Annotated in this window: 20 protein-coding genes; 10 read left to right on the top strand and 10 right to left on the bottom strand. The window is 55.7% G+C overall.

What is annotated here, in order from left to right; all coding sequences use genetic code 11:
* Positions 1–233 precede the first annotated feature (233 nt).
* Positions 234–1,514, top strand: coding sequence for a sensor histidine kinase (locus H6F46_RS10000; RefSeq protein WP_190354642.1), 1,281 nt, complete (start codon positions 234–236; stop codon positions 1,512–1,514).
* A 90-nt stretch (positions 1,515–1,604) separates the two neighbouring features.
* Here H6F46_RS10000 and H6F46_RS09995 read toward each other — a convergent pair whose 3' ends face one another.
* The 6 genes from H6F46_RS09995 to H6F46_RS09970 all read right to left on the bottom strand — a co-directional run bounded on the left by H6F46_RS09995 (position 1,605) and on the right by H6F46_RS09970 (position 7,088).
* A complete protein-coding gene (locus H6F46_RS09995) occupies positions 1,605–2,297 on the bottom strand; it encodes a response regulator transcription factor (RefSeq protein ID WP_099534036.1) in 693 nt (230 codons plus the stop codon).
* A gap of 88 nt (positions 2,298–2,385) precedes the next feature.
* A complete protein-coding gene (locus H6F46_RS09990; RefSeq protein WP_190404995.1) occupies positions 2,386–3,327 on the bottom strand; it encodes a peptidoglycan-binding protein in 942 nt (313 codons plus the stop codon).
* A gap of 42 nt (positions 3,328–3,369) precedes the next feature.
* Complete coding sequence (locus H6F46_RS09985; protein ID WP_190354640.1) at positions 3,370–4,335, bottom strand: NAD(P)-dependent oxidoreductase; 966 nt, start codon at positions 4,333–4,335, stop codon at positions 3,370–3,372.
* A 164-nt stretch (positions 4,336–4,499) separates the two neighbouring features.
* Entirely contained in the window at positions 4,500–4,739 is a 240-nt protein-coding gene (locus H6F46_RS09980) for a FeoA family protein (protein ID WP_099534029.1), read from the bottom strand.
* A gap of 196 nt (positions 4,740–4,935) precedes the next feature.
* On the bottom strand, positions 4,936–6,390 hold the full coding sequence (locus H6F46_RS09975; protein WP_190354639.1) for a ferrous iron transporter B: 1,455 nt from the start codon (positions 6,388–6,390) through the stop codon (positions 4,936–4,938).
* A gap of 68 nt (positions 6,391–6,458) precedes the next feature.
* Positions 6,459–7,088, bottom strand: a complete 630-nt coding sequence (locus tag H6F46_RS09970; protein WP_190354638.1) for a FeoB small GTPase domain-containing protein — start codon at positions 7,086–7,088, stop codon at positions 6,459–6,461.
* 700 nt (positions 7,089–7,788) lie between these two features.
* Here H6F46_RS09970 and H6F46_RS09965 point away from each other — a divergent pair.
* From H6F46_RS09965 to H6F46_RS09955, 3 genes are all read left to right on the top strand, one after another.
* Complete coding sequence (locus H6F46_RS09965) at positions 7,789–8,661, top strand: HMA2 domain-containing protein (protein ID WP_199291489.1); 873 nt, start codon at positions 7,789–7,791, stop codon at positions 8,659–8,661.
* A 28-nt stretch (positions 8,662–8,689) separates the two neighbouring features.
* Positions 8,690–10,960 carry a heavy metal translocating P-type ATPase gene (locus H6F46_RS09960; RefSeq protein ID WP_199291488.1) on the top strand — a complete coding sequence of 757 codons (2,271 nt, stop codon included), beginning with the start codon at positions 8,690–8,692 and terminating at the stop codon, positions 10,958–10,960.
* A 108-nt stretch (positions 10,961–11,068) separates the two neighbouring features.
* Positions 11,069–11,401, top strand: a complete 333-nt coding sequence (locus tag H6F46_RS09955) for a hypothetical protein (protein ID WP_099532344.1) — start codon at positions 11,069–11,071, stop codon at positions 11,399–11,401.
* Between the two features lie 167 nt (positions 11,402–11,568).
* Here the strand turns inward: H6F46_RS09955 and H6F46_RS09950 are convergent, their stop codons facing one another.
* Both H6F46_RS09950 and hemE read right to left on the bottom strand, forming a co-directional pair.
* A complete protein-coding gene (locus H6F46_RS09950) occupies positions 11,569–11,922 on the bottom strand; it encodes a DUF5132 domain-containing protein (RefSeq protein WP_099532359.1) in 354 nt (117 codons plus the stop codon).
* A 464-nt stretch (positions 11,923–12,386) separates the two neighbouring features.
* Positions 12,387–13,451: a uroporphyrinogen decarboxylase gene (hemE, locus tag H6F46_RS09945; RefSeq protein ID WP_190354637.1), complete on the bottom strand. Its 1,065-nt coding sequence runs from the start codon at positions 13,449–13,451 to the stop codon at positions 12,387–12,389.
* A 590-nt stretch (positions 13,452–14,041) separates the two neighbouring features.
* Between hemE and H6F46_RS09940 the strand changes: the two genes are divergently transcribed.
* The gene (locus H6F46_RS09940) at positions 14,042–14,272 is read left to right on the top strand and encodes a hypothetical protein (protein ID WP_099532358.1); all 231 of its coding nucleotides are present in this window, start codon (positions 14,042–14,044) and stop codon (positions 14,270–14,272) included.
* Between the two features lie 308 nt (positions 14,273–14,580).
* Positions 14,581–16,578 (top strand): ATP-binding protein, encoded by a 1,998-nt coding sequence (locus tag H6F46_RS09935; protein ID WP_347278306.1) that lies wholly within the window; start codon positions 14,581–14,583, stop codon positions 16,576–16,578.
* Between the two features lie 13 nt (positions 16,579–16,591).
* Here H6F46_RS09935 and H6F46_RS09930 read toward each other — a convergent pair whose 3' ends face one another.
* Positions 16,592–18,115 carry a SagB/ThcOx family dehydrogenase gene (locus tag H6F46_RS09930; protein WP_190354636.1) on the bottom strand — a complete coding sequence of 508 codons (1,524 nt, stop codon included), beginning with the start codon at positions 18,113–18,115 and terminating at the stop codon, positions 16,592–16,594.
* 925 nt (positions 18,116–19,040) lie between these two features.
* On the opposite strand from H6F46_RS09930, the gene H6F46_RS09925 reads away from it, so the two are divergent.
* A complete protein-coding gene (locus tag H6F46_RS09925; protein ID WP_190354635.1) occupies positions 19,041–19,613 on the top strand; it encodes a pentapeptide repeat-containing protein in 573 nt (190 codons plus the stop codon).
* Between the two features lie 86 nt (positions 19,614–19,699).
* Positions 19,700–20,194, top strand: a complete 495-nt coding sequence (locus tag H6F46_RS09920) for a DUF4168 domain-containing protein (RefSeq protein ID WP_190354634.1) — start codon at positions 19,700–19,702, stop codon at positions 20,192–20,194.
* A 231-nt stretch (positions 20,195–20,425) separates the two neighbouring features.
* Here the strand turns inward: H6F46_RS09920 and H6F46_RS09915 are convergent, their stop codons facing one another.
* Entirely contained in the window at positions 20,426–22,012 is a 1,587-nt protein-coding gene (locus H6F46_RS09915) for an iron uptake porin (protein WP_190354633.1), read from the bottom strand.
* Between the two features lie 396 nt (positions 22,013–22,408).
* Between H6F46_RS09915 and urtA the strand changes: the two genes are divergently transcribed.
* Together urtA and H6F46_RS09905 are read left to right on the top strand one after the other, a co-directional pair.
* On the top strand, positions 22,409–23,731 hold the full coding sequence (gene urtA / locus H6F46_RS09910; RefSeq protein WP_190354632.1) for an urea ABC transporter substrate-binding protein: 1,323 nt from the start codon (positions 22,409–22,411) through the stop codon (positions 23,729–23,731).
* A gap of 170 nt (positions 23,732–23,901) precedes the next feature.
* A complete protein-coding gene (locus tag H6F46_RS09905) occupies positions 23,902–25,050 on the top strand; it encodes a branched-chain amino acid ABC transporter permease (protein ID WP_099532337.1) in 1,149 nt (382 codons plus the stop codon).
* The last annotated feature ends 157 nt before the right edge of the window (positions 25,051–25,207 follow it).

The raw sequence follows: 25,207 nt of genomic DNA, 5'->3' as shown, positions 1-25,207 counted from the left end.
AAGCTTCGAGCAATTAAAGCTATGATCAATGAGCCAAAAATTCATACGTTGGCGTTTAATGTATCAAAGATAACGTTTGGTGTCAAAAGTCATACTTGATCAAATGTGAATTTGATCAAATTGATATTCGATTAAAACAATATAAATTGTAAATTAGTTGCGAATTGATGCGTTGACTAATTATTTTTAGCTGAAAGATTGCTGTTGACTTGCTGAGTGACCTAACGCTAACTATGACGGATCTTGTGCTGATTGTTGATGACACCCCTACTAATTTAGATGTGTTGTCTTTGACCTTGAGTAATTCAGGATTTGAGGTGGCGATCGCAACGAGTGGTGAACGTGCTTTGCAGCAAGTTGCCAGGTGTTTGCCCAGCCTGATTTTGTTGGATGTCATGATGCCAGGACTGGATGGATTTGAAACCTGTCTGCGGTTAAAAGAAAATCCTGAAACTGCTCAAGTGCCGGTTATTTTTATGACCGCGCTCACGGATATTAAAAGTAAGATGCGCGGGCTGGAAGTTGGAGCCGTTGACTATATTACAAAACCGTTTCATACCAAAGAAGTGTTGGCTCGAATTAGAACCCATTTAAAGCTTTATCGCTTAACAGAGAAATTAGCCCAAGAAGTTGAAAACGCGACCACTGAGCTACGAGCTTCGCAGATGCAGCTTGTGCAAAGTGAAAAAATGTCTGCCCTGGGAAGCCTTATTGCTGGTGTGGCCCATGAAATCAATAATCCTGTGGGCTGCATTCTCGGAAATATTCAGTTGGCAGAAGATGCGTTAGGCGACTTATTCAAAGTCATTAGGGGTTATCAACAGGAACTGAAGGAACCGAGTCCTGAGCTATTGAAACTGCTGGCTCAAATTGACTTGGATTATTTACAGGAAGATTTGCCGAAGTTGCTGAATTCGATTAAAGGCAGTGGTGAAAGAATTACGACAATTAGTCGTAGTCTGAGAACCTTTTCTAGAATGGGAAGCGATCGCCCGCAGCTTTTCAATGTGCATGATGGCATTGACAGCACATTGATGATTTTGCGCCATCGACTAATTTATAAAAAAGGCCGTCCGGTCATCGAAGTGGTGACAGATTATGGCGAAATTCCAGATATTTTGTGTTTTCCAGATCAGTTAAATCAAGTTTTTATGAATATTTTAGCGAATGCCATTGATGCGCTGGATGAAATGGTTAGTGATTGGCAAGAGACTAATCCGCTGCCAGATGTGCTGAAAATTACCATTCGGACTCGGGTTGATGGCGAATTTTTGTCTATCAAGATTGGTGATAACGGTAAGGGAATTCCGGAGCAGATTAAGCCCCGAATTTTTGAGCATTTGTTTACGACGAAGCAAATTGGCAAAGGAACGGGTTTGGGACTGGCGATCGCCCATCAAATTGTGACCGAAAAGCACTTGGGTACTTTGACGGTGGAGTCTCAGGTGGGGCAAGGTACTGAGTTTGAAATTCGCTTGCCCACTCAGCCAGACGTTGAATCTGAGCCTGCTTAATGGCTGGGTTGCTGGCAATTTGAGGGATTGTTGAGCACCAGATGCGTGGTTTGGGGGTTTTCCCCAGGCATAGGCAACCGGTGCTCAGATTTAGTTTTTGGTGAGACCATGCTCCAGGGCAAAGCGGACTAATTCGGTGCGGCTGTTGGTGCCGGTTTTGCTGAATAGGCGGCTGACGTACTTTTCCACATTGCGCACGCTGGTATCTAACCGGCGAGCAATTTCCTTGTTCATTAGCCCCTCGGCGACCAAATTCAAAACACTTTGTTCACGGGGGGTCAAATCCACGGCGATCGGGGGCGGGGTGGGAGTGATGCCGCCGCGTTGGGTCAAGATGGCTTTGATTTCCGCAATTTGCCGAGCCAAATCAGCAATGTCATGTTCGCCATCACCCGTCGGGGCGGTCACTTCATCCCGTCGGCGCAGTAAGTTTTCGACGATCGCCACCAGTTCATCGGGGTCAAAGGGTTTGGATAAATAGGCATCGCAACCGGCGCTATAGCCTTGGATGCGATCGCCCGTCATGCCCTTGGCGGTCAGAAAAACCACGGGAATCGATCGAAACCGGGCATCATCCCGCAACTGCTGCAAAAACTGGTAGCCATCCACCTTGGGCATCATCACATCGGAAATGACGAGATCCGGGGCAAATTGCTGCACCATTTCCCATCCTTCGGTGGCATCGCGGGCAACACGCACCGTGAAACCACTGTCTTCTAGGTAGGCTTGCACCGCTTCCCGGAGACTGGGTTCATCATCAACTAACAGCAATTGAGCAGACATGGGACTGAGAAGAAAGGAAGGAGGAACGGAACAGGCAGGATGGCAACCAGCCCCAGGGGCCGATCGGTCGGTTTGGAAATCCTGAATCCTAGCCTAGCGGTTGTGGGTGCAGGGCTATCGATCGCGCGGTGGTGTTCGTGGCTGGGTTGCGCTGGGCCAGGGCGGCCCAGGTGGTGGCATCGGCCTGGCCAGTGGGGGCCAAACCCCGATCGCCCTGGAACTGATGCAGGGCGGTGGTGGTGGTTGCGTCAAAGTGGCCGGTGATTCGGTGGTCAAAGTAGCCTCGGCAGCGGAGCCGGGCTTGCAGTTCGGCCACCCAAGGCCCCCGGTCGCCCGTTTGCAGGGGCCGATCGGGCCGGATCGGCGCAACGGTTGGTCTGGGGGGCGGGCTGGGCCGTTGGGGGTTGCCTTCCACCCAACGCCAAACCCTGGCATCGGCAATGCCGGTGATCGGCACGCCCCAGGCCCGCTGCAATTTGCGAACGGCTCGATCGGTCAGAGGGCCGTAATACCCCGGTTGATAGGGCGCGCGCAACAGGCCCTGGCGTTGGAGGGCGGCTTGCAGAACAGCCACGCGATCGCCCCGCTGACCGGGATAGAGGGTCGATCGGCTGGGGGGCGCTTGCCCTTGGGGCCAAGGATCGGCCGGCAAAGGACGCGCGGGAGTTGCTTGGCGATCGCGGCTAATGGTTTTGGCCAGGCGATCAACGGCGTGATTGGCGCTGTGGGTGGCGTTGGGCTGGGCGCTGGTGGGCGTTGCGTCCGGCGGCAAGGGGCGATCGTAGCCGGGCCCGTAGGCCAAGCCGCGATATTTCAACACCACCGATCGGGGCCAGGGCCAAGCCGCCAACCCTGCCGCCAGCATCGATCGCCCCGCTTGCAGTACAAACTCACAGCCCCGGTATTTGCCGAGATATGGGCTGATCGTCACGGAATCGCTGACCCTGGATGGGGACATCGAGGGGCGATCGGGATTGTCCTGGGCAATGCTGGGGGCCGGGCGTTGATAGGCCAGACCGCGATATTTCAACTCCATGCCTTGATTTAATCCGATGGCGAAACGGGATGCCAATTACCGCTTAGCTCCGCTGACTTCTGGCCGGCCGTACTGGCGCAAAATGTCCGCCAGGGTGGGATAGGCCGTTTCCAGGCCAAAGCTGGCCGGCGACCAAATTTGGTCATAGGTAAAGTGCCGGTAGGCCATGCAGAACCGATCCCAGGGGCCCATCTGGATGTTGAACCAGTCAATTAGCCGATCGGCCAAGCCCACCGACAGGGGAATTTTCAGCCGCGCTGGTCGTCCCTTCAGCACCGTGGAAGCAATATCCACCAATTCATTAGCGGTCAGGGCCGGCTGACCCAACACAAAATGGCGCGGCCCGGGTTCCGACGGTGGATTGAGGGCCAAGTGGGCCACCACCCGGGCAATGTCCGCCGCATGGACAAAGTGAAAGCTGCCATCCACCTTCAGCCGCCGGATCAAGCTGATGTAGCGCAGGGCTTCCGGCAGGCCTTTGGTGGGTTCTGAGTAGGGTTTATCGCGATCGCCCCCGAGCACGATTGTCGGATAGATGGCGGTGATGCGATCGGCTAGCGGGCGATCGATCAATTGCTGGGTGCATTCGGCCTTGCTGCGAATGTAGTCCGTGCCGAGTTGCAGGGCTTCCGACAGCAAATGTCCATCCCGCCCCAACACGCTGGCCGTGGAGAAATACAAAATCTGATCGCAGCGATCGGGATCCAGTCCATCCATCAGTGCTTGATTTTGACCCACGTTCACCGCAAAGGTTTCCGGCCCGCCCCAGCAGGTGGCCGCCAGGATCGCCGTTTGCACCTGCTTCAGGCGATCAGCAAAGCGATCAAGCTCGCGCAAATCGCCCGCCAGTACCTCAATTTGCGGGTGATTTTGCCAATCAAATTGCAATTTTTCGGGACTGCGCACCAACAACCACAGGGGGCGATCGGTCAATTGCAACAGGCGATCGACCAAATAGTGGCCCACACAGCCGCTCGCCCCCGTGATCAAAATCGGCCCCATATGGCTTGGTTGCTCCCCGCCCCGATCGGCTTGTCTGAGTGCAGCCGGGCAATCTTAACAAACCGGCGTGCTTGTGATCTAGATGGCAACACCAACCGATGAGGCGAATGGAAGGGCCACGAGGTTGCTAGGGTGCGACGGGGGTAATCAACTTAAATGGCGGTTTAAATGGCGGTTGGATGTTGTTCCCGAGTCACAAAAATGCATTGCACCGTTTCCCGATCGAGGGCGGCTCGGGTGCGACCAATGCTGACGATATAGGACGGAAACCGCTGCTCGATCGCAATTTGATTTCCCGGCAAAATGCCTAGCGCCGTGAGCTTGCGGAGCATGGCATCATCCTGGGTTTCCAAATGGGCAATCCAATGGGGATCGCTCGATCGAATCGTGGACAACGCATTCATGGCAATCAGTCTCCAGAGGTAAAAAACGGGCTAGGACGAATAGGATTGCTCGGGGTTAAAAGGGTTGGTTTTTCCTAGCCTAATCGTCCCAAACAAGGGGCTTAAGTCCCTTGCCCCCCGAGATCTTGCAGTGGCAGGATGCAAGCCTCGGGGATTGGATCATAACCCCTATACCCAGCGTTCAAACATCACTGCCCTAGAGCACAATATGAAACAGATTTAGCCCCCAATTCAAAACATAGCCAACTGCCAAAGCGAAGGGGAAAATAAATGACACCATCAACAGGGCAGTTTTGACACCCCGCTCCTTGATGATCATCTGCAATTGGGCAATGCAAGGCAAAAACAGAGTCAGCACCACTGCTGCAATCAGCAGTTGATCGCCCGTGAGCTGACCGCCCTGCTGCAAATCAAACAAACCCGCAGCGCCATAGTCCCGTCGGAAGAAGCCATAGAGCAAAATGGGTGCGGTTTCTTTGGGCAAACCCAAACCTAGGGCAATCGGCTCAATGCCGCTAATCAGCCAATCAAAAATTCCCGTTAGGCGACCCACCCAAATAATAGCCGAAGCCCAAATGAATAGCGGCAACACTTCCCAGAAATACCACTTCATCCGCACCCAAGTTTTGGTGATCACGTTGCGGATTTTGGGCAGGCGCAAAGGGGGCAGTTCAATATAAAACTGAGCCGCAGAACCGGGCAGGAATTTATCAATTAAGAAGCCGGCCAGCAGGAAAATGCCCACGATCAACCCAGCCCAGGTGACCAAAGCCGCCGGGCGCTGGGCCAGGAGTCCCAAAATCACACCCCATTGGGCTGCACAGGGAATAGCCAAGGACAGCAAAAAAGTGGCGATCAGTCGTTCCCGCTTGGTTTCCAGGGTGCGAGTAACGATCGTGGCCATGGTGTCACATCCCAGTCCCAAAACGATCGGGATAACAGCTCGGCCCGAGAGGCCGATCGCCTTAAACAGTCGATCGAGCATCAGGGATAACCGAGGCAAATAGCCGCTATCTTCTAGCAGAGAAAACATTAGAAAATAGGTCGCCACCACCGGCAGCACAATCGCCGTGGCGTAGCGAATTCCGAGGGTAATAATCCCGTAATCATGGGCAAAGAGATCCTGCAAGGCGGGCCAGGGAATCACTTGCTCCGTGACATGGTTCACAACGGGGTTAATTTGTTCCTCAAAGAAGGTTTCAATCCGATCGACTAGTTCTCCGGCTCCGAATTCCCCAACGAATTTATAAACCCCCCAATAGAGCACCAATACCAAAATGGGAAAACCCGAAATGGGGTTCACCGTTAGCTTATGGATCCGCTCGCCCCAACGGCGCTGGCTGGGGTTCGGTTCCGCTAAGGTGTTTTGTTCGATCGCCTGGGCAAATCCTTGGCGTGCCTGGGCAATTTCCAGCGAAATTGGTCGGTTGAGTTGGGCTTGGGTCGTGGCGATTAATTGCTCTAGATCCTGTTGTCGATCGCCCGGTAATTGCTCCCACAAATTGGGGTCTTTTTGCAGCAACAACAGGGCAAAGCTGCGAGATGACAAATGGCGATCGGCAAAGTCTTGACCCCAGCCCGATCGCCACCAAGTTTCAATTTGGGCGATCGCCACTTCGATCGGCTCTAAATATTGGATTGTTAGACTCATTTCTGTTTTCTATTGGCCTGCTCCTGGGCGGCCTTGATAGTTCAGCAATCGTTCAGCGATGGCACGTCCTAGCCCACCGCGGCCAAGACTGGGGCTGGGGTGCTGGCTAGGTGATCGGCCAGGGTTTCTCGCAATTGATCCACACCCCAGTTGCGGGCCGCCGCCATCAACACCACCGGCACGCCCAACTCTTCAATCAGGGCTTCCCGATCGATGGTCAGGCCCCAACGCTGGGCCTCGTCCATCATGTTCACTGCCACAATCACGGGCAGCTCTGCTTCTAGCAACTGCACCGTTAGCGCCAACATCCGCCCCAAATTCTTGGCATCCAGCACATGGACGATCGCCCCAAAGGGTTCCGACATCAGCAAATCTCGGGCCACCCGTTCTTCTTCGCTAATCGGCAACAGGGAATACATCCCCGGCGTATCAATCACACTGACGGCGCGATCGTCCAGGGTCATGGCCCCGCGCGTCACTTCCACCGTTGTGCCGGGATAGTTAGACACCGTGACGTAAGTGCCAGTCAGGGCATGGAATAGGACGGATTTGCCCACATTCGGCATTCCCACCAGGGCAACTTGTGGCCCACTGGGTTCGATCGGGGGCCGGTTGAAGTTTTCGCCAAAGGGCAACCACCGCAGCGATCGCTTAGACCCACAACTCCCGTTGTTTTGATGGCACTGATGACAATCCATGACCCAACTCTCCCTGGCAATCTTGCCGGGCAACGTAATTTGCAGACGCTATTTCAAGACGCTATCCCAAAGTGCTCAAACCCAAGTGCTCAAACCCAAGTGCTCAAGCACCTGCAAGCAGCCAATGCCAACGCCAGCCCCGGACTGAGAGCATTCTGAGACGGTCGCCCTCATTTTAGAAGTGGCAGGATAGCTTACTGAAAATCTGCAAGACTTTCTCAATAATCCTAATTCTACTTCTTGAGCAATTTAGAGTCTAGAGAACCGGTGCTGGGGCGGGGCGATCGGCCCTGATCTGTGCCGAAATTTGGGAAGTGGCCGGGCCGATCTAGAAAGTGCAAACCGAAGTCGGCAAGCTCAAGAAATTCAGAATTTTCAACAATTGCAGCGATTGGGTGGGTATTGGGAATAGTGGAACTTTCACCCATTGCCAACAAACCATGGAGGGTCAAATTCTGTAATTTTGGCAATTAGCCTCCCGGGAGCTATGCCACTCTATTAAGAAAAATCAGCAATTTTATTGAAAATATCCGTCTATTGCACTTACACTGCTAATGAGTTTGGACAGTTCTGTCCCTCCAAAAGCTTTTCCCCTAAGATCCTTGAAGCCACCGCGCCCCTGGGGGTTTGTCCCGCTGGGTCGTGGGCCACTGGCTGGGATTGTTTGTGCCCCCCATCCTTGTTATGGGGAACTAAAGCCATGAGTCATTCCTCAAACCCCGATCGCGAGCCATCCGTAACCCCTGAGCCGCAACCGTTGGCTAATTCAGGGTTGGACTCGGCCGCTGAGGTCTCTCCAATCGCCCCAGCTTTCCAGGAGCAGCCCCCCGAGTCCGATCGGTTGGTGATCAATGCTTCCTCTGCCCCTCCTCAATCCCAACCTGTGAACTCTGATTCTGATCTGGCCGAAACGGCAACGGGTGCGTTGGCGCAATCCACCCCATCCGGCGCGATCGAGCCGGGCCCTGACTCTGCGTTAAGCAACCTCACCCTGTCTGCCCAATTGGGGCAATGGTTGCAGGAATACGGGGAAATTACGACGATTTTGCCGGTGTTGGCGGGCTTGTTTGTCACAACCCGGTTTCAACTGCGCGGTTCGCGGGCCCTGTTGACCAACCTGGCGATCGCGGCGGTGGTGCGCCAAGTCATTCTGTACTTCAAGCAGCAGGCCAACAGCTCGGCGGGCACGTTGGCGATGGTGACGGCGGGGGCGGCTTTGGCCACGGTGACCGCAGCGCCGGCCCCCAGCAACCAATCCACCGCCGCTGCCCAGACGAGTCCCATTTCCCTCACTGAACTGGGCAATAATTTGGGCGTTGGTTTGGGTTGCGAAGATTGCACGATCGTCCATTCCGTGCCGGGGCGGATTCGGTTGCGGATCGATCGCCTCCGCACCGATCGAGCCTATGGCAAGCGGCTGGAAACCCTGCTGAAGGATGAGCCGATCGTGTTGGGCACGCGGATCAATCAGGCGGCGGCCTCCTTGGCGATTCAATACGACTCCACGGGCCTCTCGGATTTGGAGTTGGGGTTGCGATTGTTGCAGGTGTTGAATCGCGCCAACCAGGATTAGCCACCATCAGGATTTCAGCGAAAAGGGCATGGCAATGGCAAACATGGGGCAGACCGTGGCGGACGATCGCACCTGGCGCTGGGAACGACCGGCGGCCTGGACCCATTGGGAATTGATCCATTGGCAGCCGGGCCGGGTGCGGGTGCGTTGGTGGCCGGCGCGGTCTTCGGCCCTGGCGGTGGAACGGTTGGAAACGGCCCTGGCGGCGCGATCGGACGTGGCGGCGGTGCGGGTGGTGCGGGCGGCCGCTTCGGTGACGATTGTGTATCACGATCGCCAATTACCAATGGCCGGCCTGCGATTACGCTTGGATGACTGGCTGGCCCTGGCTTGGCCCGATCGGGCCCTGCTGTTGCAACCGGCCCCAGACCTGCCAGCTCCTACCACAGTCGGAGACCCGACGGAAACGGCGGAGGATGAAGAAGAGGAAGAGGCCTCCTTGTCCCAAACCTTGACGGCCTTGGCCCTGGCGGGGTTGGCCCGGTGGCGGCCCCTGTTGCCGTTGCGGGTGCTGGCGACGGTGGCCCTGTTGCGGGCCGTTTGGCCCGTGGCCCAGCGGGCTTGGCAAAGCGTGACGGTTGATCGCCGCTTGAACATTGATTGCATGGATCTGTTGGCGATCGGCCTCAGCAGCAGCGGTGGATCTTTGGTGGTTCCGTCCTTGGTCTTGACTCTGCACGCTTTGGGGGATGCGATTCGCGATCGCACCGCACGGGCCACGGCCCTGCGAACGGCTAATTTGTCCGATGCGATCGGGCGGTTTGCTTGGGTGAAAATGAACGACGGGCCGCCCCAACGAATTCCCAGTGACCAGCTCCAGGTGGGCGATTTGGTGGTGGTTTATCCCGGTGAGCAAATTCCCGCCGATGGGCCGGTGCTGTCCGGTGAAGCCACGATCGACGAAAAAAGCCTGACCGGGGAACCCTTGCCCGTGGCCGCCAGTGCCGGCCGCTGGGTTCATGCTTCAACCTTGGTGCGATCGGGGCAAATTTACCTGCGAGCTGAACGGGTGGGCAATCAAACCCGTGCCGCCGCCAGCTTGGCTCTGCTGGAACAGGCCCCGGTCTATGACACTCGGATGGCCAACTATGCCGAACGGCTGGCTGACAGGGCGATCGGCCCGGCCCTGATCTTGGCCCTGGTGGTGCTGATTGCCACCCGCGACCCGGCTCGGGCGGCGGCCATTCTGACCCTGGACTTTGTGACCGGCATTCGGCTATCGATTCCCACGGCGTTCCTGGGAGCCTTGAACCACACCACCCGCCACGGCGTGTTGGTGCGCAGCGGGCGAACCCTGGAACAGTTGGCGGCGATCGATACGGTGGTGTTCGACAAAACGGGCACGCTCACCCAGGGCGACATTGTTTTAGAGCAAGTGTTGCCCGCCCAACCGGACATCACCCCTGATCAACTCCTGCAACTGGCCGCTTCGGCGGAACAGCGGCTCACCCATCCGGTGGCCGAGGCGATCGTGCGGGCAGCGGCCGATCGGGGCCTGACCCTGAGCGATCGGGGCGAATGGAACTATGAAGTGGGCTTGGGGGTGCGGGCCCAACTGGCGGCGGGTGATGTGCTGGTGGGCAGTGCGCGATTTTTAATTCAGCAGGGTGTGACAGGTTTGGGCGAATGGTTGACCACCCTGGATCAACAGGCCAGCAGCCAACCCTCGATCGCCCAGCCTTCGATCTATGTGGCCGTGGATGGCCGATTCATGGGCGAACTGCGCTACACCGACCCCCTGCGGCCCGAAAGTGCGGCCCTGGTGCAAACCCTGCAAACGGAATTGGGATTGGATGTGCGGTTGCTGACCGGCGACACGCCCGCCCGCGCGGCCCAGGTGGCACGGGCCCTGGAAATTCCGACCGATCGGGTTTATGCGGAAGCCTTTCCCGATCGCAAAGCCACCATCATTCGCGACCTGCGGCGATCGGGGCGCACCGTGGCCTTTGTGGGCGATGGCCTCAACGATTCCGTGGCCCTGGCCTATGCGGATGTGTCCATTTCCTTTGAGCAGGGGTCGGAAATTGCCCGCGAAACCGCCGATGTGGTGTTGATGAATAACCATTTGCTGGATTTGCTGGAGGTGTTGACCATCGCCCGCCAAACCCAAGGGTTGATTGAACAAAACACCGCCTTGGTGGTGTTACCCAACCTGATTGCATTGGGGCTAGCCACCACCCGCGGCCTCAGCCCCCCGATCGCCACCGCCATCCACAACGGCTCCGCGATCGCCGCCGGTCTCAATAGTTTGCGCCCCCTGATTCAGCACCACTTTTTTGAGCGACCCCGCGATCGCTAGCGTTCCCTCCCCGCCCACCGATCGCCCCTAATTCACCCCAGCTTTCACCTCGTCGTTCAACCTGCGTTCACTGCCTCGATTTGCAAACCCTTCACCCCCTTCAGACCCATGGCTTGGATTCATCTGGATAAATCCGTGATCACCTTTCATGTCAAGGAAATGATTGAGGATGGCTGTCAACAGGACTTGACTGCCTTGCTGGGGTTGGGGGCCGTCCTGGTGGGGCCCGTGGTGGTGCGATCGCTCCTGCAATCCTTGCACCAGCGCCAACGCCCGATCGCCCTGAGCGATTGGATTACCCAAGCCCAACAAACGGCCCCCGCTCCCACCCTGCGCCTGGCTCCCGCGGCCCAAAACCAACGCCCCAACCGCGCAATGGCAATTGGGGCTTCTCAGCAGGATTCAGTTCAGGGCACAGCACAAACCAACAACGCCGCTTAGGAGAGCGTTAACCGCTCGATCGAACTCGGCAGGAACACCTTGGTGTTCATTCCTGGGCGCTTATATGGGCGCTTATAATTGGGCGCTCATTGTTTGATGACATCGGGACGGAATTGGGCAGTGAGTGGATCGGCTGGCGCATCCAGCCCGATCGCTCACCCTTCCCATTAGACCAGTCGGTGTTCTTCTTCCGGCGAGGTTGCATTCAACGCCGGGGTCACCTCCGATCCGGGCGCACTGGCCGTTAAACCCAGCGGTACCCGGGCTTCCGCGAGGGCTTCAGCACGGGCCTCCGCCGCAATATCCGCGATCATTTCGCCGGTTTCCGCGATCGCGGCTTTTGTCTTTTCAAACAACACAACCCCGGTTTTCAACCCTGCTTTGAGCGCTGGTTTCAACAAAGGCAAAATAATCGGGGCAACCACCACCGTTGCCACACCGGCCAAGGCCACCTTAGCCGCAGGTTCTTGAGCCAAACCGATAATGCGCGATCTCAGACGAAGTTCGCCAAGATTCATCATGGGAGTTACTCGCCACCGACGATACATGCCCTAATTCTATCAAGTCTTTCCAAAAGGATTGGATTAAAACAATCTAGATTTCAGGACAACATCAGTCAGCTTATTGAATATTTTTTAGAGGATTGTAATCGCAATTTTGGGCTGCAAAATGATTGAAAAATGACCCAAAGCAGTCCTGTGATTCGTTTATGATTCCAGATTCCTATAGAGAATTTCTGTCAAATTTTACGCCAACTCATCTCCCAACAGATCGCTCAACTGATCTCAAGGAACCCCAAAATTGGATGCCGAGGATGTCTGAAAAGCCAAAGCTAGGAGAAAACTTGGGTTGGTGGTCGTCTGGTGGTGCTGGTTCCAGTTCGTCGCGGCCGTAAAAAGCGAGGGCGATCGATTCCCGATCGCCCTCGCTATTGATGCTCTTTATCGACGCACTGAAGCTGTGCCGAATGAAGGACAGAACGGTCTTACCGTGCGCCCACCAACAGCTTGTCAGCGTTCTTTGCCGTTTCAAAGAAGAAGGCGGCGTTTTCTTCCGGGGTGGTGGACAGAATGCCATGGCCCAGGTTCAGGACGTGACCCTTGCGGCCGGCCTTGTTGATCGTGTCGATGATTCGATCGCGGATGAATGCCTTGGAGCCAAACAGCACGCCGGGATCAATATTCCCTTGCACCATGATGTCCTGGCCCAGGCGACGACGCGCATCGGCCATATCCACCGTCCAATCAACACTGACCACATTCGCGCCCGATTGGCCCATCCGTTCCAGAATGCCGGCGCTGCCGCTGATGTAGAGCACCAGAGGCACATCGGGGTAGCGATCGCGCACCTTCTTGAAGGCCCGCTGTTGGTAGGGCAGGGCAAAGGTGTCGTAATCCTGGGGCGACAGTTGACCCGCCCAGGAGTCGAACATTTGCACCATTTGCGCGCCGCATTCGATTTGGTGACACATGTAATCTGCCACCATGTCCGACAGCTTTTCGAGGAAAGCGTGCAGTACGGCTGGCTCCGAGAAGGCCATCCGCTTAATTACGGCGTATTCCTTGGAGCTTTTGCCCTCGATCGCGTAGGCTGCCAACGTCCAGGGCGCACCCACAAAGCCCAATACGGCTGCCTTGTTGCCCACTTCCTGGCGTAGGGTGGTCAAGATCTTGCGGATGAAGGGCATCGATTGATCGGCATCCAGGGGGGTGAGGGCGTTCACCTGTTCGATCGTCCGAATTGGTGACTCAATCACGGGGCCGCGGCTTTCGATGATGTCGAAGGGAATCCCGATCCCGGCGAGGGGGGTGAGGATGTCCGAGAACATAATTACGCCATCGGGTTGGAAGGCGCGGAAGGGTTGCAGGGAAATTTCGATCGCCAAGTCAGCAATTTCTGAGCGATCGCGGAAGGACGGATATTTTTCGCGCAAATCCCGATAAACCTTCATGTAACGCCCTGCTTGGCGCATCATCCACACGGGCGGGCGAGGCAGTTCTTCGCCCCGCAGCGCTCGCAACAAATAAGGCGTATCGTTTGCGCTGGTCATCGTCGCCGCTTCCTTCTTACAAAAACCGGTTTGTTAAATCGAGTGCTTTGACAGCTTACCACCCGTGCGAGCAAGGGCGACTCTCTTGCTTCGTAACGGTTTGCAACGATTTTCGGGCCGCAATTTAGGCAGTCATGGGACGGAGATTTAAGCAGTCATGGGACGGAGATTTGAGCCAGGAAAAATTCCGGGACCCAAATTTCGAGACCACTCGAATCGGATTGCTCCAAGAATCATGCGCCACTCAAGCGACTCTCGCAATTGTGCCAATAACCTAGCCAAACTACATCCGCCCCGGTCAAATCTCAACCAGGTAAAATAAAGATAAAACTCATTGAGCTATCTGCATGGATGGCGATCCCTTCTGGGAGGATTCTTAATCCGGACAATTAGATGAACCGTGGGCAATGGGGCAAAGGCACAGGTGCATCTGCCACAAAGCCGGAAAATCTAGCGCTGAGAAAATCCAGCGCTCAAAAATGCTAGGACGGCGGGTAATCAATCCGCTATGCTGCTGGCAATTCCCCCTCCATGCCGAGTCTGACCGTTAGCCTTATCTAACCCCCCCCAAACACATGGAACCCTCCACCATGGGCGATCGCGCCGCCAGCCCCCGCCCGGAACGCGAAAAAGTTGAGCTTTCGATTCGTCTCGATCCGGACTTGCTCGATCGAGTCAATCACCTGACCGACGACCCAAGCAAAATTATCGAAGCCGCCGTGCGCCAATGGTTGCGGGGTGGCCCAGCCCGCGAGGATGACCTCTCGCGGTTGTTGCCGCGCAATCCCGTTGTGCCGCCCCGTGGCGAATGGAACGATTAGCCGATCGGCCTTAGCTTGTGTTCCCTGAGCTTGTGTTCTTAGATTGCGTTGCCAGTTGTGTTGAATCGCGGAAATTGTGGTGAACTGGGCCTCAGGATTGAAGCTCAGAGATGTTACCACTGAGGTTATTGAGCGGTTATGGCCCTGTAAGCGAGCGCGTAATGTCTGGATCCCCTTCGTCTTCGGATTTTTCGCCATCTACGTTGACCTCCCCGGACAACTCCGCCATGGATCCGACTGTCCTCCCGCATCGCCCTGGTGATCATCGGGATCTGACGACATATCCAGCGCCGCTTGGGTCTCTTGGTGTGGGTTCATCTCCGGTTAGCGTTCCCTCAGAATCGATCGCACCGGGATCGATTGCTCCGGGGTCGATCGCCTCGGGATCCGTCGCACCAGGATCCGTCGTGTCCGGTTCTGTGCCATCTGATTCTGTGCCGTCGGGAGGGGTTGCGCCCGAATCTGGTGCGCCTGCATCCAGCCTGCCGGAAGCAATCGCGAAGCCAGGGCGATCGGGCATGACCATTGATGAACCCCTCGCGCTTCAACACTTGGGGGCCGAGTTGGCCTACATCCAAGACAACGAGGGTCACTATCGAGCTTTCCACTGGCGAGAAGCCGCCGCCGTGGGCCTCGATTCCCAACTCATTTGCGCGGCTCCGCCCGAAGAACCCCTCTTTGGGCCAATCAGTCTGCCTGAGTATTTTGAGATTTTGAATCGGGTCATCTTGCAGGGTGCTCCAGAACGTTTAACTTGTCGCCTGGCCTGGGCGAATCAGTCGCGTACTTTTGATTTAGTGCTCAGTCCGATGCTGGGGGACGATGGGCGAGCCGATCGGGTGTTGGTCATGGGGCGATCGATTTCAACGCGATCGCACGAGCCAATGACTCCGGCGAATCTCCCTTCTGCCCTGGATGCTCATCAAAAGCTCCTGAGCAAAATTGCCACCAGCATTCGGCGCACCCTGCCCCTCAGTTCGGCTCTCTATCAAATTCTCTTGACCAAGATTGCGCGCAACATTCGCAAAACGCTCGATCTCGACACCATTTGGCAACAAACGGTTTGTGGCCTCGTCCAAGCCCTCAGTGTTTGTCGGGCCGTTGTTTGTGCCTACCCGGGCCCCCAGGAGGGGGTGGTGCGAGTCGTGGCGGAACATACCCGCAGCCCCAGTCCCCATCCCATGCTGGGCGCTGATCTCTCCGTGGCCCATGACACACCGATGGGGGAGGCGCTGATTAGCTTGGAACCCGTGGTGATGGATCGGCTGAACCAAGATCCCTTCGGGAATCAGTCGGCAATTATTGTGGCGGCTCGTCACCAAGGCAAGGTGAACGGACTGATTGCGCTCTATCAGTACGATCGCACCCGCCACTGGACGACGGCCGAAGCGGAACTGATGCGAGAGTTGGCCGACCAAGTGGGCACGGCGATCGCCCATGCCACCCTCTTTGCGGAAAGCCAAGCCCTGACCCACGAGCTGCAAGAGAAAAACATTCACCTGATTCAAAAACAGCAGGAACTAGAGGAAGCCCGCGAACAGGCGGAGGAGGTCTCGCGGCTTAAGAGTGAATTCTTGGCCAACACATCCCACGAAATTCGCACGCCCCTGAACGGGGTGATTGGCTTTCTGAAGCTGATTTTGGATGGGATGGTGGATGATCCCGAAGAGCAGCAGGACTTTTTGCAGGAGGCCTACAACAGCGCCGTTCACCTGCTGAATATCCTGAACGACATTTTGGACATTGCCCGCATTGAGGCCGATCGCCTGGAATTGCACCTGGTGCCGGTGAACCTGCGGGAACTCTGTCGCCATGCTTCGGACTTCACCTTGGCCCAAATTCAGCAAAAGGGCTTGCGCTATGACTTGCAGCTCCCGGATACCCATGACGATGTGTTGATGTATGGGGACGATCAACGGTTGCTTCAGGTGTTGCTGAATCTAATTGGCAACGCCATTAAGTTCACCCACGAAGGCGGCATCACCGTCAGCGCTGACCTGATTTGGCAACCGGTGGTGGTGCAAAATCGCGAGCTACCGGGATTTGTGCGAATTCGGGTGGCCGACACGGGCATTGGGGTCTCGCTCGATAAACAAGACCGGCTGTTCCAATCCTTCAGCCAGGTGGATGGGGCCCGCACCCGACGCTATGGGGGCACGGGGTTAGGGCTGGTGATTTCCCGGCGACTGGTGGAAGCGATGGGGGGTGATATGAACTTCTACAGCCTGGGTGAAGGGCTGGGTTCCACGGTGACCTTCACGGTTCCCCTGTATCAGGAACCGGTGATGCGATTGGTGGAGACCTAGGGGCGATCGCCCGCTAGCGACGACGGATTCGACCGAGGGTGGTGATATACAAAACCGCTTCGGCCGGGGGAATGCCCAACACCTCGTTCACTTGGTTGTCAAAGAATCCGGCGATGCCGCTGGCCCCTAACCCCAGGCGGATGGCCGCCAAGTTCAGCCGCTGGCCCAGGTGGCCGCTGTCTAGATGTAAGTAGCGATAGGCGCGATCGCCATAGCGCTCGATCGCCGCGTCTAGGTCTGCCGTTTGGAACACCACCGCCGCCGCATCTCGCCCCAGTTCCTGACCCAAGCAGAGGAAGTGCAACTCTTCTCGGAAATTTTTGAAGCGAATTTGCCGCAACTCGTTGGCCTGGGGAGCGTAGTAGTAGCAACCGGCTTCGAGACCCTCCACATCGGACACCGCCACGAAGCTGTTGATCAAATAGGGGTCGAAATAGTCCGGGTCAGGATCGAGACCCTGATCGGCGTAATCGCGGGGATGGTAGGCGAAGGTCAGGATGCTGGATAGGTCACTGAGGCTGAGGCTGTCACCGCTGTAGGCCCGGGTTGAGCGACGGTGCAAGATGGTGCGCTCCAACTCCTGAAGCTGCTGACCCCAATGGATTGGCGGCGCGGCGATCGGGGCTTTGAGACCAAAGGGCAGATTGTACTTGTCGGCGGCGACCAAACGGTTGTCCTGGGTGAGCAAGCTCGGATCGATCGCGGCGGATTGGGACGTGATTCGCGTGGTCTGGTGTAGGTAGCGCAGTAGTTGACCATCGGGCAAGTCAGGATAGGCGCGATCGGCCCGGGAGGGCAGGGCGCTGGGGGCGGACAGGTGCGGGCGATCGGGCCCGGTTCCTTCGGTGAGGGCCACCACCGCCGTCACGCCCTCTTGCTCGGGTTCCAGAAACAGCAGCCGTTCCAGTTGCTCATCATCAAAACCACCGATCAGCGTGGCCTGATAGTCCACCAGGGAGCTGGCCAGCGTGGCATTGGCCAACAAATGCCCCGTATCCAGACAAATGCGGCGATAGGCTCGATCGCCATAACGCCAGGCCGATCGCTGAAAAACCGCCGTGGTGACCAAGGCCAAGGAAGCGTCGGTTAACGCAGGGTGCTGAAAGCAGGCCGCTTGCAGGTCGGGCCAAAGGGCGCTGTCCCACACCTGAACCAGACCATGGGTTTTCACTTGGTAGTGATATAGCCCCGCCGCCAAGGGGCCATTGCCCGGCGACAACAGATAAACCTCCGCTGGATACAGCCCCCCCGCCGAAGGAGCCGAACGGAGCGCCACGCCCATTTGCGGCAGCCGAGCCGTGATCCCATAGGCGCAATAGAGCAACTTGGACAGTCGCCGCCACCAGGTCGCGATCGGGCTGTCTAAAACATCGATCGCGCTGGGCTTGAGATCCAGCACTGTGCCAAATCGATAGTCCTTGTATAGTTCCGGGCGATCGTCCCAATTCAGCGGTCGAGATTGACGCTCGATCGTTTCAGGATCATACTTAGTGCGCTCGTGATAGTACTGAGCGATAGACAACTCTACCTCGGGCATGGCTTCCAATTGAACGAGGAACGATCGCGCAATCAATATCCAACAACAACGGGGACAAATCAATCCACTCGCGGTAAACATCATCGCCCAATTACACCCCCGATCGTTCCACCACGGGAGCAAGATCAACCATCAGCGCTGAGAGGTACATCTCTCCATTCCGAGTCAAGGGTGTGGCCGCCTGGGAGAATTTTTGAAAATGGCTTAATGATGATTTTTTTAAATCAAATGATAATTATTTTTGATTAATAAATTCGCCCTCTATTCAATGCTGAATTGGCTGCTGATCCCACTTCCATCGCCAGCCCATGCAGACGCTCCTGTCCTTGGGAATGTGGCCTTGACCGATGGCCCTAGTTCGCAATTTGCACCACTGCTGGAGCGAGGATTGCCCAGGAAGCCTAGGAGTCTTCAAAGCGATCGAGGGATCATGATGTCTGTAAGATTAATTATTTTTTGGCAATTTTAAATGTGTTTTCCTGGTTTATAATTTTCTCGATTATTTTCTAATGCAACCTCCCGATCTCCGCTGGGATTGCTGGAGAAGCAAGTTCACAAACTGACAAAATTGATACCTGATCATGGACTGGAAAGACAGTAACCCCAGAAAATGAATCTAAAAAAAATCTTAGGTCTGCAAAAATATCCGAAAAATTCTGATAGAAAACGGTTGAATTTTAGAAAAATTCTGACTTCTTCCTGAGACCTACAGTCAGCCAATATTCAGCCAATATTAGTTAATTAAGCTTTCGTCGATGGTTTAGGAATGCAGCCCAAAATTTGCCCAGTCAGCAATCACCCCAAGGGTTTACCCCGGCAGTAGAATAAGCTCCCGCCACCACTTTGGGCAGAAATTGAGCAGAAACTGACCTGTCACCGTCGCTCCCGCCGTCGCTCGGGAGCCTGTTGTATCGTCGTCGATGGTATGCAAAAACTGACCGCAGCAGAACTCCAATCTGCATATCAGCAAGGTCAACGCAATTTTCAAAAAAGTGATCTTCAGGGAGTGGATCTGTTTGAAGCCTCGTTACCAGACATTGATCTGCAACAGAGCTGTTTGGTCATGGCCTACCTGCCCTATGCCAACTTGAGCCAAGCGCAACTGGCGAAAGTTCAGGGACAACGGATGGAGTTGGGAAATGCTCAGCTCTATCAGGCCAACTTGGCGGGTGCGAACTTGCAGGAGTCCCAATGTGTGCGCAGCAACTTTCGCTATGCCAACCTGCGATCGGCTGATTTGCGTCATGCCAATCTCTGTGGGGCCGATCTATATAGTGCCGATCTGCGGGAGGCGGATTTGCGAGGGGCCGATTTGACCAGTGCCAACCTGAAGTCAGCGCATTTGGAAGGGGCCAAGCTCCAGCGGGCTAATCTGTTTCGGGCGAAGGATCCGGATCTCTCCCAAGCCTTTTATGACCACACAACCCTGCTCCCCGATGGTTACCGGGCCATGGAAAATGAGCACCAATCGCCAACCGGCCAGCAGTCTTTGGATTAGTTAGATTAGACAGCGCTCCGGATTGACGGGGAAATTCAACTCGACCCTACAATGGCGGTTGATGCTCGGAAAGAGTGGATGGGGCTATGGCACAAGAACAGCGCAATCGCATTGATGAACAAGCAACGGTGATCCCGAAAGAAGGTCGATCGCCCCGAAAGCTGGGGTTGCGTTCTGGGGGCTGGCTGTCTTTGGGGGTATTGGGCTTGGGGATGTTCGGGGCTTGGCAAGCGCAGGCCCAAACCCAGTCGTCGGGAACTGCGGCGATCGCCCAATATGCCGATGCGGTGTTGGCGATCGAGCCGGTGCGCCAGGCCGCGGCCAGCCAACTGAAAACCGTCATGGGCGATCGGCCCTTGCCAGTGGTGATTTGCTCTCAGGGCGATACGGTGAAATCGCTGTCGCGGGAGGCGCGGGAAATTGCCGTTTCTTTCTGCAACCAAACCAAGGGCATCATTGAGGGAACGGGCCTCTCGATCGCCCAGTTTAATCAAATGACCCAAACCCACGCGATCGATCCTGCCCTGCGCCAACGGATTCAAGAGGAGTTGGTGAAGCTACAGGCTCCGTCGCAGCCCTAACTGTTTGCAACAAAAGACATCCCGACACAGCAAAAAGCACCCCGGCGTTAGTGATCGCGGGGTGCTCAATTTGGTATCGGATTGAGAAAACGCTTTTAGTTGAGATTTGGCATCAAGGCAACCCATCCATAGAGACCGATTGCCTTGAACCTCCCGGCCTGTCCGGATTGCAACCACGCCTGATCACGCCATCGGCAGGCCTGGCAGTGGCGGCAACGATTCCGGCCAGTTCTAGAACTTGAACTCGGTGCGCAGTACGCCCATCACAGCCGTATCACCGTTGTCGTTGGCATCAAACACAGCCACCACACCCGGAGTCAGGTAGATGTTGTCGTTGAGGGCGAACTTGTACATGGCTTCCACCAGAATCGGCGTGTTGTCGTCTTCATCAACGCCGTCGGCATTCACCACCGTCGGCGGTTGACCCACCGTCAGTGCGCCCATGCTGCCTTCCTTGCCCAGGTCGGGGAAGGTGAAGCCCACACCCCAGGTCAGGATGTCAGCATTTGCGTCATCGTTGTTCAGGCTGTCGGCCCAGGTGTAGCCGAAGAAGCCGTGCATTCCGAAGTGCTCCGAGAAGCGGTATTGGGTTTGGAAGCCAATGTTGTCGCTGTCAAAGGAATCGCCATTGAACAGGTTGAAGGTGCTCTTCGTACCCGAGCCGCCCAGGACGTTGAAGGGGCGATCGACCCGAGAGTAATAGGAGTGGGCGTAAAGCAGACCGGCCGAGAAGCGATCATTTGAACTGGTGTAGTTCAAGCTGACGCTGGCGCTGTAGCTACCGTCAAACAAACCGCGACCCTCATCGGGGCTGGCGGAGTTGCCGGCCGAGTAGAGCGCGGCCACCGTGAAGTTGTCGCTAGCCCGCCAACGAATCCCCGCACCACCGTAGGTGGGCTGGCGATAGATCGGGTTCAAGTCGGCAAAAGCGCTGATGGCTCCATTCCCGCCGCCATAGAGGGGGGTGTGAACCGGGTGGGCATCTTCGAGCAGCAAATCTTGACCCACGATCGCCGTGGCGCGATCGCTCAGGGGGAACTCATAGGCCAAGAAGGTCAGGCGGAAGTTCGTATCGGAACCGTTGCCGTAGCTGAGGTTAGTTAGCCCCGTCACATCGTTCAGCGGGCTGCGAACGCTGTTGGATTCCAAACGGGTGAACAGCTTGTCCTTGCCGGTGAAGCTCGTGACCAACAGCAACCGCGTCCGTTGGCTGAAGGTGACGTTTTCTGCGCCACTATCGTCGCTGTCGTCGCCCGTGAGCGTGCCACCCTGCATTCCGAAGATCACCTGACCGGACAGCTTGGTGGTGGTTGAAAACTGGTTGGCTTCCAGTTCTGAGGTGCGTGCTTCCAGGGAATCAACCCGGCCGCGCAGGGCTGCCAACTCAGCGGCAAATTCTTCTTGTAGCTTTTGCAGCTTCCGCAAATCTTCCTTGGTGGCCAGCGGGTCCGTGGCGGCCTTGATCAGGTCATTGATCCGATCGAGGCAAGCATTCAAACCAGCGGCGAACTCGTAGCGGCTGAGGGGGCGGTTGCCCTTGAACGTGCCATCGGGATAACCCGCAATACAGCCGTAGCGCTCCACCAGGGACTGCAATGCCTGGAATGCCCAATCAGTGGGCTGTACATCCGACAGTTGCGAAACGGAAGTGACTTGATCCAGCGCCATTTCCGAGTCGATCGACCCGAGCAGCGTGGCTTCCGTAGAGGCGTTCACCCCAACCGGACTTTCAGCAGCCGCGCGATCGGCCGTGCCCAACATTGCCCCACCCGAAATGGCCAAGGCGGCCATCAGGATTCCATAGCGACTTTTCAACACGATCTATCCTCACACCAAAACTTTAGGAAATCCTCGCTCAGCTCATCACCCTTGCAAACAACGGCAAACAAGCTGATCCTGATAGTAAATAATCAGTAAGGATTTAGTTAAGTATCGGTTATAACGTTTTTTTTAAAACAGCACAATATCCAAATTATCGAATGGCAACAATCAGAATCCGTAATGATGGCCACCGTTGAAACTCACCCCCGTTAGGACTTTCAGAAAAACAGGAAAAAAAAATTCTGTATCTTCAGATACAACGACCTATATTTCAGCGCCCTAGGATGACGCTAAAATCGGGACAAGCCAGGGCTTTTTTGAGTCCTTTATCCAGGCAATAAGCGGGGTTTGTAACTGATTTTTACGCAAAGCTGAGGAGTGTAAAACAATACAATGTCCGGTCAATTTAATCGCCGTAAATTTCTGTTTTACGGCTCCGCTGCCCTGAGTGCCAGTGTTTTACTCAAGGCCTGTGGCCAAGCCCCGGAAAGCGCTCCATCGCCGGGCAGCCCTAGCCCCGGGGCTAGCCCCGCCGGATCCCCTGCTGCTAGTGGTGACACGATCAAAGTCGGTGTTCTGCATTCCCAGAGCGGCACGATGGCGATCAGTGAAAAGAGCGTGATTGATGCTGAACTGCTGGCGATCGAAGAGATCAACAAGGCTGGCGGTGTCCTGGGCAAGCAAATCGAGCCGGTTGTGGAAGATGGAGCCTCTGATTGGCCCACCTTCGCAGAAAAGGCGAAGAAGCTGATTGACCAAGACAAGGTGGTCACCATTTTTGGCTGCTGGACTTCTGCCAGCCGCAAGGCAGTGCTGCCGGTCTTCGAGGAGAAGAAGCACATGCTTTGGTATCCCGTGCAGTATGAGGGGCAGGAATGTTCCCAAAACATCTTCTACACGGGCGCTGCGCCGAACCAACAGATTGAACCGGCCGTTGAGTGGCTGTTCAAAAACAAAGGTAAAGAATTCTTCCTGGTCGGTTCTGACTACGTTTTCCCGAGAACTGCCAACACGATCATCAAAGCCCAAGTGGAAAAGCTGGGCGGCAAAGTTGTTGGTGAGGATTACATTCCCCTGGGCGGCACGGAAGTTACGCCCATCATCACCAAGATTCGCAGCGCTCTGCCCAAAGGTGGTGTAATCTTCAACTCCTTGAATGGTGACAGCAATGTTGCATTCTTCAAGCAGTTGCAAGGGGCTGGTTTGGGCCCTGACAAATATCCTTCAATGTCCGTGAGTATTGCGGAAGAAGAAGTGAAAGCGATCGGGGTGGAATACCTGGAAGGCCACTACGCCGCTTGGAACTATTTCATGTCGGTGGATTCTCCGGCGAACAAGAAATTCGTGGACGCATTCAAGGCTAAATACGGCCCCGATCGCGTTACGAATGACCCCATGGAAGCGGCCTACATTGCCGTTTATCTGTGGAAGCAAGCCGTTGAAAAGGCGAAGACCGCCGATGACCTGGAAAAAGTGCGGGCGGCTGCCTATGGTCAAACCTTCGATGCCCCAGAAGGCATGGTGACCATGAACGCTAACCATCACCTGTCGAAGGTGGTGCGGATTGGCGAAATTGAAAAGAGCGGTCAATTCAAGGTCGTGTTTTCAACGGATAAGGCGATCGAGCCGGTGCCCTGGAACCAATTTGTGGCTGAAACTAAGGGCTTCGCTTGCGACTGGTCGGATCCGAAGAAGGGCGGCAAGTACAAGATCTAAGCCATTTGATCTTTGTAACCCTGATGATGCTTGGCGGGCAATAGCCACTGCATAGGCATCGGTTCTACAGCAGCCAAGGGGCAGTCGGCCAAGTCGTCACTGCCCCTTTGTTGTTGAAGGGCCATGGTAATGAGGTTTATTTCACCCGCACACTCAACCCAGTTCTTGAGATGCTTGATGCCATTTTTAGCGGAATTAGCATTGGCTCTGTGTTGCTCATTGCAGCATTAGGCCTGGCGATTGTGTTTGGGCTAATGGGTGTGATTAATATGGCCCACGGCGAGCTGATGATGCTCGGAGCCTACACAACGTTTTTGGTTCAGAATCTGTTCAAATCCTTCGGAGAGGGGGCGTTTGAAATTTATATTTTCCCAGCGCTGATTGCTGCTTTTATTGTGACAGCGATCGCGGGGGTGATTTTGGAACGGGGGGTGGTGCGATTTCTCTACGGTCGCCCTCTGGAAACCCTGTTGGCCACCTGGGGGGTGAGCCTGATGTTGCAGCAGTTTGTGCGCAGCATTAATTGGGTGATGGCGATCGGGCTGGTGCTGTTTTGTGCACTCTTTTTTGGGGCTTGGGGGCTGTTGGGTAAACGCGCCAATTGGGTGGCCATCAAAACCCAGGCCCTGAGCATTTTGTTGCCGGTTTCAGCGGGGATTTCGATCGCCGTGGGCAGCCTGTTAGCTCAACAATTTAAGTTAACGGTCACCAAGCCCTGGTTCGGGGCCCAAAACGTGGACGTGACGGCTCCCCGGTGGTTGCGGGGCGGGATTCCGATCGGGGATTCGCAATTACCTTCCACCCGATTGTTCATCATTGCCCTAACGATTCTTTGCCTCTTTGGCCTGTATTGGTTCCTGAATCGATCGCTCTGGGGCCTGCGCATCCGTGCCGTCACCCAAAATCGCAGCATGAGTGCCTGCTTGGGCATTGCCACCAACACCGTCGATTCCTTGACCTTTGCCCTCGGTTCCGGGCTGGCGGGAATTGCGGGCAGCGCGATCGCCCTGTTGGGTTCCGTGGGGCCCAACACCGGCCAAAACTACATCGTTGATACCTTCATGGTGGTGGTGGTGGGCGGTGTTGGCAAACTGGTTGGCTCGATCGTCGCCGCGTTGGCCATTGGTACTGCGAGTTTCCTGATTGGTTCCGGAACCCTGGCCGCTGTGTTCGAGAAGATTCCACCCCTTGCGGAGTTCTTCAACTTCTTTGCCACCGCCAGCATGGCTAAGGTGATGGTTTTTGCCGCCATCATCGTCTTTTTGCAAGTGCGTCCAGGCGGTCTTTTCCCCCAAAAGGGACGGACGGTCGAGTCCTAAACAGCAATCTGGGAAATGTTTTGCGGCTTATCCATTTCTCCAGATTGTGCGTTTTGCCAGCTTTGATTCTTTAGTTTTGATTCTTCAGTTTCGATTCTCAAATTCCAATTCGAGAATTGCAGCAATTGCTAACGACAATCCTCATTGCGGGATGTGA

Source organism: Limnothrix sp. FACHB-1083, assembly GCF_014696485.1.
In the GTDB taxonomy this organism is placed as follows: domain Bacteria; phylum Cyanobacteriota; class Cyanobacteriia; order CACIAM-69d; family CACIAM-69d; genus CACIAM-69d.
The sequence above is the reverse complement of the archived record's forward strand: the minus strand, read 5'-3'. Positions and strand labels throughout refer to the sequence as shown.

Coding starts and splice junctions, on each gene's coding strand:
- H6F46_RS10000 (WP_190354642.1), top strand. CDS start 234: ATGACGGATCTTGTGCTGATTGTTGATGACACCCCTACTAATTTAGAT.
- H6F46_RS09995 (WP_099534036.1), bottom strand. CDS start 2,297: ATGTCTGCTCAATTGCTGTTAGTTGATGATGAACCCAGTCTCCGGGAA.
- H6F46_RS09985 (WP_190354640.1), bottom strand. CDS start 4,335: ATGGGGCCGATTTTGATCACGGGGGCGAGCGGCTGTGTGGGCCACTAT.
- H6F46_RS09980 (WP_099534029.1), bottom strand. CDS start 4,739: ATGAATGCGTTGTCCACGATTCGATCGAGCGATCCCCATTGGATTGCC.
- H6F46_RS09975 (WP_190354639.1), bottom strand. CDS start 6,390: ATGAGTCTAACAATCCAATATTTAGAGCCGATCGAAGTGGCGATCGCC.
- H6F46_RS09970 (WP_190354638.1), bottom strand. CDS start 7,088: ATGGATTGTCATCAGTGCCATCAAAACAACGGGAGTTGTGGGTCTAAG.
- H6F46_RS09965 (WP_199291489.1), top strand. CDS start 7,789: ATGAGTCATTCCTCAAACCCCGATCGCGAGCCATCCGTAACCCCTGAG.
- H6F46_RS09960 (WP_199291488.1), top strand. CDS start 8,690: ATGGCAATGGCAAACATGGGGCAGACCGTGGCGGACGATCGCACCTGG.
- H6F46_RS09955 (WP_099532344.1), top strand. CDS start 11,069: ATGGCTTGGATTCATCTGGATAAATCCGTGATCACCTTTCATGTCAAG.
- H6F46_RS09950 (WP_099532359.1), bottom strand. CDS start 11,922: ATGATGAATCTTGGCGAACTTCGTCTGAGATCGCGCATTATCGGTTTG.
- hemE (WP_190354637.1), bottom strand. CDS start 13,451: ATGACCAGCGCAAACGATACGCCTTATTTGTTGCGAGCGCTGCGGGGC.
- H6F46_RS09940 (WP_099532358.1), top strand. CDS start 14,042: ATGGGCGATCGCGCCGCCAGCCCCCGCCCGGAACGCGAAAAAGTTGAG.
- H6F46_RS09930 (WP_190354636.1), bottom strand. CDS start 18,115: ATGCCCGAGGTAGAGTTGTCTATCGCTCAGTACTATCACGAGCGCACT.
- H6F46_RS09925 (WP_190354635.1), top strand. CDS start 19,041: ATGCAAAAACTGACCGCAGCAGAACTCCAATCTGCATATCAGCAAGGT.
- H6F46_RS09920 (WP_190354634.1), top strand. CDS start 19,700: ATGGCACAAGAACAGCGCAATCGCATTGATGAACAAGCAACGGTGATC.
- urtA (WP_190354632.1), top strand. CDS start 22,409: ATGTCCGGTCAATTTAATCGCCGTAAATTTCTGTTTTACGGCTCCGCT.
- H6F46_RS09905 (WP_099532337.1), top strand. CDS start 23,902: ATGCTTGATGCCATTTTTAGCGGAATTAGCATTGGCTCTGTGTTGCTC.